The sequence below is a fragment of the Nocardia sp. NPDC050378 genome (assembly GCF_040655675.1).
GTDB lineage: Bacteria > Actinomycetota > Actinomycetes > Mycobacteriales > Mycobacteriaceae > Nocardia > Nocardia coubleae.
This window is the reverse complement of the sequence record NZ_JBFAKI010000002.1, coordinates 257,762-269,528: the sequence shown is the minus strand read 5'-3', so window position 1 is coordinate 269,528 and position 11,767 is coordinate 257,762. Positions and strand designations below refer to the sequence as shown.

At 68.7% G+C, this 11,767-nt stretch carries 13 protein-coding genes; 8 read left to right on the top strand and 5 right to left on the bottom strand.

Going from position 1 to position 11,767, the window contains the following annotated elements; all coding sequences use genetic code 11:
- Positions 1-140 precede the first annotated feature (140 nt).
- Complete coding sequence (locus tag AB0I35_RS05200) at positions 141-479, top strand: MmcQ/YjbR family DNA-binding protein (protein ID WP_067636589.1); 339 nt, start codon at positions 141-143, stop codon at positions 477-479.
- Between the two features lie 27 nt (positions 480-506).
- On the opposite strand, the gene AB0I35_RS05195 is transcribed toward AB0I35_RS05200, so the two are convergent.
- Together AB0I35_RS05195 and AB0I35_RS05190 are read right to left on the bottom strand one after the other, a co-directional pair.
- Positions 507-1,397, bottom strand: a complete 891-nt coding sequence (locus AB0I35_RS05195; RefSeq protein ID WP_357394490.1) for an RNA polymerase sigma factor SigF — start codon at positions 1,395-1,397, stop codon at positions 507-509.
- Entirely contained in the window at positions 1,397-1,819 is a 423-nt protein-coding gene (locus AB0I35_RS05190) for an anti-sigma factor (protein WP_067493638.1), read from the bottom strand. Before AB0I35_RS05190 ends, AB0I35_RS05195 begins: the two co-directional genes overlap by 1 nt.
- Positions 1,820-1,915: 96 nt before the next feature.
- On the opposite strand from AB0I35_RS05190, the gene rpe reads away from it, so the two are divergent.
- On the top strand, positions 1,916-2,572 hold the full coding sequence (gene rpe / locus AB0I35_RS05185; protein ID WP_357394992.1) for a ribulose-phosphate 3-epimerase: 657 nt from the start codon (positions 1,916-1,918) through the stop codon (positions 2,570-2,572).
- A 10-nt stretch (positions 2,573-2,582) separates the two neighbouring features.
- On the opposite strand, the gene AB0I35_RS05180 is transcribed toward rpe, so the two are convergent.
- A complete protein-coding gene (locus AB0I35_RS05180; RefSeq protein WP_225280667.1) occupies positions 2,583-3,056 on the bottom strand; it encodes a hypothetical protein in 474 nt (157 codons plus the stop codon).
- A gap of 403 nt (positions 3,057-3,459) precedes the next feature.
- On the opposite strand from AB0I35_RS05180, the gene AB0I35_RS05175 reads away from it, so the two are divergent.
- From AB0I35_RS05175 to AB0I35_RS05160, 4 genes are all read left to right on the top strand, one after another.
- Entirely contained in the window at positions 3,460-4,083 is a 624-nt protein-coding gene (locus AB0I35_RS05175; protein ID WP_357394488.1) for a riboflavin synthase, read from the top strand.
- Between the two features lie 97 nt (positions 4,084-4,180).
- Positions 4,181-5,425, top strand: coding sequence for a bifunctional 3,4-dihydroxy-2-butanone-4-phosphate synthase/GTP cyclohydrolase II (locus AB0I35_RS05170; RefSeq protein ID WP_357394487.1), 1,245 nt, complete (start codon positions 4,181-4,183; stop codon positions 5,423-5,425).
- 25 nt (positions 5,426-5,450) lie between these two features.
- Entirely contained in the window at positions 5,451-5,927 is a 477-nt protein-coding gene (ribH, locus tag AB0I35_RS05165) for a 6,7-dimethyl-8-ribityllumazine synthase (RefSeq protein WP_357394486.1), read from the top strand.
- A gap of 8 nt (positions 5,928-5,935) precedes the next feature.
- A complete protein-coding gene (locus AB0I35_RS05160; protein ID WP_357394485.1) occupies positions 5,936-6,382 on the top strand; it encodes a PH domain-containing protein in 447 nt (148 codons plus the stop codon).
- Positions 6,383-6,410: 28 nt separating this feature from the next.
- Here the strand turns inward: AB0I35_RS05160 and AB0I35_RS05155 are convergent, their stop codons facing one another.
- The gene (locus AB0I35_RS05155) at positions 6,411-8,360 is read right to left on the bottom strand and encodes a gamma-glutamyltransferase family protein (protein ID WP_357394484.1); all 1,950 of its coding nucleotides are present in this window, start codon (positions 8,358-8,360) and stop codon (positions 6,411-6,413) included.
- Positions 8,361-8,435: 75 nt separating this feature from the next.
- Here AB0I35_RS05155 and AB0I35_RS05150 point away from each other — a divergent pair, with 75 nt between their 5' ends.
- On the top strand, positions 8,436-9,125 hold the full coding sequence (locus AB0I35_RS05150) for an HAD-IA family hydrolase (RefSeq protein WP_357394482.1): 690 nt from the start codon (positions 8,436-8,438) through the stop codon (positions 9,123-9,125).
- Between the two features lie 80 nt (positions 9,126-9,205).
- Here the strand turns inward: AB0I35_RS05150 and AB0I35_RS05145 are convergent, their stop codons facing one another.
- The gene (locus AB0I35_RS05145; protein WP_357394481.1) at positions 9,206-9,616 is read right to left on the bottom strand and encodes a hypothetical protein; all 411 of its coding nucleotides are present in this window, start codon (positions 9,614-9,616) and stop codon (positions 9,206-9,208) included.
- 135 nt (positions 9,617-9,751) lie between these two features.
- Between AB0I35_RS05145 and uvrC the strand changes: the two genes are divergently transcribed.
- Complete coding sequence (gene uvrC / locus AB0I35_RS05140) at positions 9,752-11,755, top strand: excinuclease ABC subunit UvrC (RefSeq protein WP_357394480.1); 2,004 nt, start codon at positions 9,752-9,754, stop codon at positions 11,753-11,755.
- Positions 11,756-11,767 lie beyond the last annotated feature (12 nt).

Genomic DNA, 11,767 nt, shown 5'->3' with positions numbered 1-11,767 from the left:
TCGAATCCGGCCGCGCCGCCCTGTGCCGGACGGGGGAGCCCTCGATGGCTTATCACGGTGCGGCGCATCGCGTAGCCGTGCGACCGCGAGCGGTGACATTCGTCCAAGGCGTGGCGTGTCTCGCGGGGGAGAATTCGCGTATGGCGATGACGTGGGAACAGGTGGTGGAGATCGCGACCGCGCTGCCGGGGGTGGCGGAGGGGACGTGGTGGCGCAGTCCGGGGCTATCGGTCGGCGGGAAGAGTTTCGCGCGGCTACGGTCGGAGGCCGAGGGCGGGCTGGTGCTCTTGTGTGAGCCGTCGGAGAAGGAGGCGCTACTCGCCTCGGGGGATCCGGCGTTCTATACGACGCCGCACTACGACGGGCACCCGTATGTGCTCATCGATCTGGAAGTGGTCGACCGGCAACAGCTCGCCGAGCTGATCGACAGCGCCTGGTGGTTGCGCGCACCTGCGAAACTGCGGCGCGAACGCGCGTAGGGGGACACCGTCGTCCCCGTGGCGGATTCAGTCCCGCTCGGACAGATCGCGCAGGCGCGCAAGGGTTTTCGCGAGGATTCGCGAGACGTGCATCTGCGAGATGCCGAGCTGATTCGCGATCTGGGTCTGGGTCATCGACTCGAAGAAGCGCATCGTGAGGATCCGCCGCTCCCGCTCGGGCAGACCCGCCAGCAGTGGGCGAACCGCGATGTACTCCTCGACCCGGTCGAACTGCGACTCCTCCTCGCCGAGGGTGTCGAGCAGCGAGGCGTCGCTGTCGCGACCGACCGAGGCAGCGTCGATCGAGGTGGGTTGGTAGGCGTTGCCCGCGATGACCGCCTGGGTCACCTCGTCGGGGTCCACGTCGAGTTCGGCCGCGATCTCCTTGGCCGTCGGCGAACGACCCAGCCGCTGTGAGAGCTGGTCCACGGCCGCACCGATACGCAGATGGGTTTCCTTCACCCGGCGCGGAACCCGCATGGCCCAGGTGTTGTCGCGGAAATACCGCCGCACCTCGCCCATGATCGTCGGCACCGCGAACGACAGGAAGTTCGAGCCACGGCTCAGATCGAACCGGTCCACCGCGTGCACCAGGCCGACCCGCGCCACCTGCGACAGATCGTCGAACGGCTCACCGCGGCCGCTGAACTTGCGGGCGATGTGGTCGGCCAGTGGGATGCAGCGGTTGATCAGCGCGTCCCGGGCAACGGCGTGCGCGGCGGTGCCGGGTTCGGTCGCCGCGAGCCGTTCGAACAGCGCGCTCACGTCGTCGTACCCGGACGGAGCAGCGGGCGCGGGTTCGGTCAACTGCTCCTCGACGACCTGCTCCTCGATGACGGGCTCGTCGAGCACGGCTTCGGCGGGCTGTTCGAGAGTTTCCGGATCGGGCTTGTGCTCTTCGTTGGTTTCGCCGTGCACTACGCCTTCCCCCGGACCCGACGGATACGGACACTCGTCGGATACCCGGACCTGGCGGCGTCGAATCCTTGCTGGTCGGCGTTCACCTCGTCGCTCAGCGTGCGCAGCACATGCCAGCCGAAGCTGCGCTGGTCGGGCAACCCTTCCGCGGCCGCGACACCCTCCACACGCACGACGAGTTCGGTGTCACCGACGACGAACTCGCAGGTGAGCTGCGAGCCGGGCGCGGCGATCGCGATGAGTGTGGAACACACCTCGTCGACCGCCAGACGCACGTCGGCCACCTCGTCGAGGGTGAAATCGCTGAGCAGGACCAGTGTTTCGGCCAATCCGCGCAGGATCGGCAGCTGGGTCACCGACGCTGCCACGCGAATCTGCACCGGATCGCTGAACAGCTCTTGTTCCGCCGAAATATTGGTCACGCTCTGTAGGCTACCCACAACCGGCCGCCGATCACCACGCGGTCGCTACACTTGCGCGCTGTGTCCACACCGACGTTCCACCGCCCGGCCGAGCCGATGATCGCCCCGTCCATCCTGTCCGCGGACTTCGCGAACCTGGCCGCCGAGGCCGCCGCTGTCGAAGGTTCCGACTGGCTGCATGTGGATGTGATGGACGCCCACTTCGTGCCGAACCTCACACTCGGCCTGCCGGTGGTGCAGAGCCTGCTCAAAGCCACCGACATCCCGTTCGACTGCCACCTGATGATCGAGGATCCGGGCCGCTGGGCGCCCGGCTACGCCGAGGCGGGCGCCTACAACGTCACCTTCCACGCCGAGGCCACCGACGATCCGATCGCCGTCGCGCGCGATATCCGCGCGGCGGGTGCCAAGGCCGGGCTGTCGGTGAAGCCGAACACGCCGATCGAGCCGTACCTGGAAATTCTGCGCGAATTCGACACCCTGCTCGTGATGAGCGTGGAACCGGGTTTCGGCGGTCAGTCGTTCATTCCCGAGGTGCTGGAGAAGGCGCGGATCGTGCGCAATCTCGTGGACGCTGGCGAATTGCGGTTGCTCGTCGAAATCGACGGTGGCATCAATACCGACACCATCGAGCAGGCCGCCGCGGCGGGCATCGATTGTTTCGTGGCCGGGTCGGCGGTCTACAACACCGCCGACCCCGGTGCGGCCGTCCAGAATCTGCGCAGTCTGGCAACCGCCGCCTGGTTGCCGTGAACCGGTTCGGTCAGTGCGGGTGCAGGGCGTGGCTGCCCAGCGCCCTCGCTGTCTCGATCACGGCCTCGAGCGGTGGCCGATTGTCGGCTGCCTCCGGTGCGCGCACCCAGGTGCGGTAGCCGGTGCGTTCGTCGTCGGGGGAGGGCAGCACGATGTGGCTGCCCGCGCACGCGACGCTCGCGTAGAGGCGGAACAGTTCGGCTTCGGCCGTCGGCGTGAGGGTGTCGAGGTGGCAGGGGCCGGTGAGGAAGGTCCAGCAATGGGCGCGCGGATGGTCGACGACCGGTCCGGCGATACCGTCGGCACGCAACTGCGCCTGTACCCGCTCACCCAGGTCACCCGGCATGGTCACCGCACCGTAGTGGGTGCCGATCTGCAGGAGGATGCGCCGGGAGTCGGGGTCGACCGTCGCGGGCAGGTGTAGCTCCCGTCGGTAATGGACGCAGCGACTTTCCAGCGTGGAATCGAGCAGTGGGTAGCTCACAGTGTTGTCTCCCGGTATCGCATCGTTGAACGTCGGGAATCGTTGACGTAACAATATTGCGTCAGTGGCGAGGGCGTGGCAAGTCCGTGGATCTCCGTGTTTCTTCTTTCGGAGCCCGGGGTACAAATCGGGGTGGTCGTGGCCGGAAAATTTATTGCACCGACACACGGAGTAAACCAACGAAGGATTACCGCCGCATTCTATTACGGCGGCGATTCTTTATGTCCGGATTCTTTTCCCGCGATTTTCCGTCGCCGTGCGGGTTTTGCGACCTCCCGCTCAGCGCGCGGTCGGATTCCACCCTCACCTGTGCCGCCACTAGGCTGTGCGTCGAGCGGGAATAGCGGTCGTCTACCCGCTGTTGGGCCCAACGGGTACGGATGACGCGACAAGGGAGTCAGACATGTTCACAGGGATCGTCGAGGAACTCGGCGAGGTCGTGGCCACCGAGCAGCTGGCCGACGCCGCCCGGTTGACGATCCGCGGCAAGCTGGTGACTTCCGATGCCGGACACGGCGATTCGATCGCGGTGAACGGCGTGTGTCTCACCGTCGTCGACGTGATCGACGGCGACAGCTTCACCGTCGACGTGATGGCCGAGACCCTCGACCGGTCGAGCATCGGCGCCCTCGTGCCCGGCTCCCGGGTGAACCTCGAACGCGCCGCCGCGATCAACAGCCGCCTCGGTGGACATCTCGTCCAGGGCCACGTCGACGGAACCGGCACCGTGCTGGCCCGCACCCCGTCCGAGAACTGGGAGGTGGTCCGCGTCTCCCTGCCCGACGCCATCGCCCGCTATGTGGTGCAGAAGGGCTCGATCACCGTCGACGGCGTCTCGCTCACCGTGTCGAACCTCGGTATCGACGACGAACCCGCCGCCGACGGCAACCGCGACTGGTTCGAGGTGTCACTGATCCCCACCACCCTCGCACTGACCGTGCTCGGCACCGCGCCGGTCGGCACGACCGTGAACCTCGAGGTCGACGTCATCGCGAAGTACGTGGAGCGCCTGGCACAGCGAGGCTGACCCACTGTGTCGGGCGCCTCGAAAAGGCCCCCGACGCACGCCGTACTGTAGTAGTGACCCTGCGGCGCCAGCCGCCAAGATTACGGAGCAAGCAGACGTGACCAGGTTGGACAGCATCGAGCGCGCGATCGCCGATATCGCGGCCGGCAAGGCTGTTGTCGTCATCGACGACGAGGACCGTGAGAACGAGGGCGATCTCATCTTCGCGGCCGAGAAGGCCACCCCGGAGCTGGTCGCGTTCATGATCCGCTACACCTCCGGCTACATCTGTGTGCCGTTGACCGCCGACGACTGCGACCGCCTCGGTCTGCCGCCCGCGTACGCGATGAATCAGGACAAGCACGGCACCGCCTACACCGTGTCGGTCGACGCGCGCGAGGGCATCACCACCGGTATCTCCGGCGCCGACCGCGCCGTCACCATGCGGCTGCTGGCCAGCGCCGAGGCCAAGGCCGACGATTTCACCCGTCCGGGTCATGTGGTGCCGTTGCGCGCCAAGGACGGCGGCGTGCTGCGCAGGCCCGGTCATACCGAGGCCGCGGTGGATCTGGCCCGGATGGCCGGGTTGCGGCCTGCGGGTGTGATCTGCGAGATCGTCAGCCAGAAGGACGACGGGCACATGGCCCGCACCGACGAGCTGCGGGTGTTCGCCGACGAGCACGACCTGGCGATGATCTCGATCGCCGACATGATCGCCTGGCGGCGCAAGCACGAGAAGCACGTCGTCCGGGTCGCCGAGGCGCGCATCCCGACCGCGCACGGCGATTTCAAGGCCGTCGGCTACCAGAGCATCTTCGACGAGGCCGAGCACGTGGCGCTGGTGCGCGGCGACATCGGCGACGGCGAGGACGTGCTGGTCCGGGTGCACTCGGAGTGCCTGACCGGTGACGTGTTCGGTTCGCTGCGCTGCGATTGCGGCCCGCAGCTCGACGCGGCACTGGAAATGGTCGACAAAGAGGGTCGCGGCGTGGTGCTCTACATGCGTGGGCACGAGGGCCGCGGCATCGGCCTGATGCACAAGCTGCAGGCCTACCAGTTGCAGGACACCGGGCGCGACACCGTCGACGCCAACCTCGACCTCGGCCTGCCCGCCGACGCCCGCGACTACGGCACGGGCGCCCAGATCCTGGTGGACCTCGGCATCCGGTCGATGCGGCTGCTCACCAACAACCCGGCCAAGCGGGTCGGTCTCGACGGGTACGGGCTGCGGATCACCGAGCGGGTGCCGATGCCGTTGCGCGCCAACGCCGAGAACCTGCACTATCTGCGGACCAAGCGTGATCGCATGGGCCACGATCTGGTCGGTCTCGACGACCTGGATCTCGGCGAAACCGCGCAGTAACTCTCCCGAAAGGCAGCATCAGACGATGAGCGGCACCGGCGTACCGGAATTCGCGCTGGCCAAGGCCACCGACCTCAAGCTCGCCATTGTGGCGTCGCGCTGGCACACCGAGATCTGCGACACCCTGGTCGCGAACGCGGAACGCGTCGCGAGGGAGGCCGGGGTCGAGCACGTCACCGTCGTGCGCTGCGCCGGGGCGATGGAATTGCCCGTGGTCGCCCAGGAATTGGCGCGGAGCCATGACGCTGTCGTCGCGCTCGGTGTCGTGATCCGTGGTGGCACACCGCATTTCGAGTACGTGTGTGATGCGGTGACCGCCGGGCTCACCCGGGTGTCGCTGGACGAGTCGACCCCGGTCACCAACGGCGTACTCACCACCGACACCGAGGAGCAGGCGCGCGACCGTGCCGGGCTGCCCGGTTCGGCCGAGGACAAGGGTGAGCAGGCCTGCGCCGCCGCGCTGGACGCCGCGCTCACCCTGCGCGCGCTGCGATCGGCGTGACGGTGCCGGTGGAACAGCACGCGGATTGGGAGCTCGAGGTGCGCCCTCGGCGCGCGAGCCGGACCGCCGCCGTGGCCGCGGTGCTCGTGCTCGCGTTCTTCACCGCGGGTGGGTTGCTGTTGCGCACCGGGTCGACCGGGGTGAACTTCCGGGTCGCCGACCAGATCGCGATGATCCTGATCGGCGTCCTCGGCGCGGGAGCGGTGCTGCTGCTCACCCGGCCACGGGTGCGTGCCGGTGCGCGCGGGGTGGCCGTGCGCAATATTCTCGGCTACCGCGAATACCCGTGGGAGGTCATCCGCGGCGCTGCCTTCCCCGACCGTAAGGCGTGGGCGCGGCTCGAACTCGTCGACGACGACTACGTGCCGATGCTGGCCATCCGGTCCAACGACAAGTCCTACGCCGCCGACGCCATCGAGCGTCTGCGCGAACTCGGCGCGCGCTACAGCGCCTGAGTTCGCCCAGCGGACTCAGGCGCAGCGGTCAGCGGGTGTCGCCGAGTACCGCACCCTCGCGGCGGGGGTCGGCCCCACCGATCCAGCCGTCCTTGCCGTCGCGCTGCAGCGCGCTGAGGCCGCTGGACTGTGGTGCGACCGTCACCTGGTGACCCATCTCGCGCAGCTTGCGTACGAGGGGGTCGTTGTCGCCGTTGGCGGTGGCGTCGATCGCCGGATGCTCGCCGCCGATACCCGTGCTCGGCGAATTGCCCGCCCCGAAGGACACCCCCGACACTGCCTGCTGCGGATCCAGACCCCAGTCGAGCGCTCCGACAAGGGTTTTCACCACGAACTGGATGATCACCGAGCCGCCGGGTGAGCCGGTGACCAGCGCGAGCTCGCCACGGTTGCCCTTGTCGTCGCGATCGAACACCAGAGTCGGGCTCATCGAACTGCGCGGCCGCTTACCCGGCTGCAGGCGGTTGGCGACGGGGGTGCCGTCGGGGTCGAGCGGGTCGGCGGCGAAGTCGGTGAGCTGGTTGTTCAGCAGGAACCCGTCGACGAAATGGAACGAACCGAAGGCCGATTCGACCGTCGTCGTCATCGCGGCCGCGTTGCCGTACTTGTCGACCATCGAGATGTGGCTGGTGCCGTGCTCGGGCGGCTGCGGGCCGTTGCCCAGCGGCACCGGGCCGAGATTACCCGGCTGGGCCGTACCCATGCTGCGGTCCGGGTTGATGAGCGTGGAGCGTTCCTTCAGGTACTGCGGGTGGACCAGCGACAGCGCCGAATTGCCCGGCAGCGGAATGAAATCCGGGTCGGCGACGTATTTGTTGCGGTCGGCGTAGGCGAGGCGCTCGGCCTCCGAGATCAGGTGCACGGCGCGGGCATCGGGCTTGCCGCCGTTGCGGTTCACGTCCCGCGGGCCGAGCGCGGCCAGATCGAAATTGGCGAGGATGCCCATCGTCGCCGCCACGGTGCTGCCGCCCGAGGACGGCGCGGGCATGCCGCACAGTTCGTATTTGCGATACCCGGTGCACAGCGCGGTGCGCTTCTTCGGTTCGTAGTTCGCCAGGTCGGTGGTGGTGAGCAGGCTCGGTGTGCGCCCGCCCGCCGTGCTGCCCGCCGCCTCGACGATGTCCTGGGCGATGGGGCCGCTGTACAGGGCCTCCGCGCCGTCGGTGGCCAGGGCCGACAGGGTCTTCGAGTAGGCGGGGTTGGTGAGCACGGTGCCGGTGCGTTTCGGCGAGCCGTCCGGTTCCAGGAAGTAGGCGCGCGCGCCCTCGTCGGTCGCGAGGTCCTTGGCCGATTCGGCGATCTGGCCCGCCAGCCGCGGGCTGATCTCGAAACCGCTGTCGGCCAGCGCGATCGCGGGCTCGAACAGTTCCTTCCAGGCGGTCATGCCGTGCTCGCGGTGCGCGAGCTCCAGCATCCGCACCACACCGGGCACCCCGATCGAACGGCCGCTGGCGCGGGTGTTCGGCGCCGGTTCGGTCCGGTCGGTGTCGCTGACCCAGCGCAGGTAGTTCTCGGTGGCGGCGGCGGGTGCGGTCTCGCGGCCGTCGTAGGCCTCCACCGTGCGGGACTTCGCGTCGTAGTGCACGAGGAACGCACCGCCGCCGATGCCGGAGGCCTGCGGTTCAACCAGGCCGAGCACCGCCTGGGCGGTGACGAGGGCATCCGTGGCGGTGCCGCCGGCGCGCAGCACCCGACAGGCGGCCTCGGTGGCGATGGGGTTCGCCGTCGACACCGCGTAGGTGCTGGTGCGGACCGGTGACATGTCGCCTCGGTAGCCCGAGGTGATCTCGGGGTTGGTACTCAGATTCTGGGTGGTCGGGCCCGTCGCGGTCGCGGGCGCCGCCGTGATCGGGGTGCCGTTGGGCGGGCTGGTGCACTCCGCCGCCTCGGTGTCGTCTGTCGAACAACCGGCCAGCAGCCCCACCGTGAGCACTGCGGCCGTCGTGGCCCCGATCCACGTCCGTCGCCTTGGCGTCATCGTGGCAGCGTAACCCCGAACCGTCGTCGCGCACAGGGATTTCCGGCCGGGCGCGGCAGCGTTACCCTGGCTGACATGGCGATCGATGCGGTGCTGTTCGATTTCTCCGGCACGGTGTTCCGGTTGGAGGACGACCCGAACTGGGCCGACGTCCTCGTCGGCGACGACGGCACCCCGTTCGACGTGGCGGCCAAGGCCGAGGTCCTGCGGCGCATGACGGCACCGGTCGAACAGTTCATGACCTTCGACCCGCCCGGCCAGCACGCCTGGGACAACCGCGACCTCGATCCCGCCCTGCACCGCCAGGCCTATCTCGAGGTGCTGCGCGGTTCGGGCGTTCCCGAGGCGCAGGCCGCCGACCTGTACGGGCGGCTCATCGACCCGCTGGCCTGGACGCCGTACCCCGACACCGGAACCGTGCTGAAAGCCCTTGCCGCCCAGGGTGTCCCCGTGGGTGTGGTGAGCAATATCGCCTTCGACATCAGGCCCGCGTTCGCCACCAGGGGCTGGGACACACTGGTCGGCGCGATGACCCTGTCCTACGAGGTCGGCGCCATCAAACCCGACGCACGGATCTTCCTGGACGCGATCGACCGCCTCGGCGTCGACCCGGACCGTGTCCTGATGGTCGGCGACAGCGCCGAGGCCGACGGCGGCGCCACCGCCCTGGGCGCCCGGTTCGCCCTCGTCGACCCACTCCCGATCGCAGACCGTCCACGCGCCCTGATCGACGCCCTGGCACTCCACGGGATCGCCACCGGGTAAGCGGTCGGTACGGTCGTGCGAACCACCGCTCGGTGGTCCCGAACGAGGAGGTGGGTTACCGCGCTGTCAGCGGCAGGCCTTCAGCGCTGGCGGGTGAACCAGGTCTTGGCCGACGGGCGCATGAGCAGGGCGGCGACGGCGCCCGAGGCGACGATGCCCACCGCGCCCGGCGGGAGGCCGGTGAGGATGCCGGTGCAGGAGGTGAGTGCGCCGACGGCCGCCAGGGTCACCGCGGCGACGCGCACGCGGTCGCCCGCCCGGCCGAAGAGCACGACCAGTGGAACCAGGGCGAAGGTCGGGAGGTAGCCGACCACCACGCCGAGTGGACTCTGCTTGCCGAGTGCGGCGCCGATCACGATCAGCACCACGCCGACCGCCGCGGAGACCAGGGCGATCAAGCGCGCGCCGCGCACCGTGGCGGGCATCAGCCACGACGGGGTCGCCTCGTCGTCCAGGTCGTCGTAGGGGTGCAGGGCGGGGGCGTCGGTCATCGGGGGTCCTTTCCGGCGGCAAGCCGAACATCAACGCTACACACCGGCCCCCGCCGCCGAACCCGACGGTTCGCCCGTGCCGTCCCACCCAGCACAGGCGGCGGGATTGTCGGTAGGCCTCGCTACCCTGGATACGTGGCAGATCCCGCGACATACCGGCCGGCGCCGGGCACGATTCCCGTCGAACCCGGTGTGTACAAATTCCGGGACGCCTACGGGCGGGTGATCTATGTCGGTAAGGCCAAGAGCCTGCGCAGCCGGTTGAACTCCTACTTCGCCGACGTGGCGTCACTGCATCCGCGCACCAGGCAGATGGTGACAACGGCCGCGAGCGTGGAGTGGACCGTGGTGTCCACCGAGGTCGAGGCGCTACAGCTCGAATACAACTGGATCAAGGAATTCGATCCGCGCTTCAATGTGCGCTACCGCGACGACAAGTCCTACCCGGTGCTCGCGGTGACTCTCAACGAGGAATATCCGCGGCTTTTCGTCTACCGGGGCGCCCGCAAGAAGGGCGTGCGCTACTTCGGCCCCTACGCCCACGCCTGGGCCATCCGCGAAACTCTCGACCTGCTGCTGCGGGTGTTTCCCGCGCGTACCTGTTCCAACGGAGTCTTCAAGCGGCACAACCAGATCGGGCGCCCCTGCCTGCTCGGCTACATCGACAAGTGCTCGGCGCCGTGCGTCGGCCGGGTCAGCGCCGACGAGCACCGCCACATCGTCGACGACTTCTGCGACTTCCTGTCCGGCAAGACCGACAAGATGGTCCGCGCCATCGAACGCCGCATGCACGAGGCCGCCGACGACCTCGACTTCGAGACCGCCGCCCGCCTGCGCGACGACGTGCAGGCCCTGCGCCGGGCACTCGAGAAGCAGGCGGTGGTACTCGGCACCGGCACCGACGCCGATGTGATCGCCTTCGCCACCGACGAACTCGAGGCGGCCGTGCAGATCTTCCACGTGCGCGACGGGCGCGTGCGCGGTCAGCGCGGCTGGGTGGTCGACAAATCCGGCGACGCGCTCGACATCGCCGAATCCGGCACCGAACTGGCCGCCCTCGTCGAACAGTTCCTCACCCAGTTCTACGGTGAGCAGGCAGCGATGGCCGACCAGAGCATGGAACCCGAGGCGGCGACCGTCGTCCCGCGTGAGGTGCTCGTCCCGGTGCTGCCCGCCGACGCGCCCGAGATCCAGGCATGGCTGAGCAAGTTGCGCGGCTCGGCGGTGTCGCTGCGCATCCCGCAGCGCGGCGACAAGAAGGCGCTCGCCGAAACCGTGCAGCGCAACGCGGGCGAGGCGCTGGCCCAGCACAAGCTCAAGCGCGCGGGCGACCTGACATCGAGATCCCAAGCGCTGCAAGATATTCAGGACGCACTCGAACTCGACAGCGCGCCACTGCGCATCGAATGCGTCGACATCAGCCATGTGCAGGGCACCGACGTGGTCGCCTCGCTGGTGGTGTTCGAGGACGGCCTTGCCCGCAAATCCGAGTACCGCCACTTCGCGATCAAGGAGGCCGCGGGCGGCGGCCGCTCCGACGACGTCGCCAGCATCGCCGAGGTGACCCGTCGCCGCTTCGCCCGGCTGGCGCGCGAACGTCAGCAGCCCGTCGACCTGCCGGAGGAACTCGCCGCCGACGACACCGACGAGCCCGGTTCACGCCCCGGCATCGATCCGACGACCGGCAGACCGCGCCGCTTCGCCTACCCACCCAATCTCTACGTCGTCGACGGCGGCGCACCGCAGGTCGCCGCCGCCGCGGAGGTGCTCGACGAACTCGGCATCACCGACGTCGCGGTGATCGGCCTGGCCAAACGCCTCGAAGAGGTGTGGGTGCCCGGCGAACCCGATCCCGTCATCATGCCGCGCACGAGCGAGGCGCTGTTCCTGCTGCAACGCGTGCGCGACGAGGCGCACCGCTTCGCCATCAACTTCCATCGCAGCAAGCGCTCGCGCCGGATGACGGCGTCGGCGCTGGACTCGGTACGCGGGCTCGGCGAGACGCGCCGCGCCGCGCTGGTCACCCATTTCGGTTCGGTCGCGCGGATCAAGGACGCGACGGTCGACGAGATCACCGCGGTGCCCGGTATCGGCGTTTCCACGGCCAAAGCGGTACTCGAGGCACTCAACAGCACCTAGCGATCAGCGAGA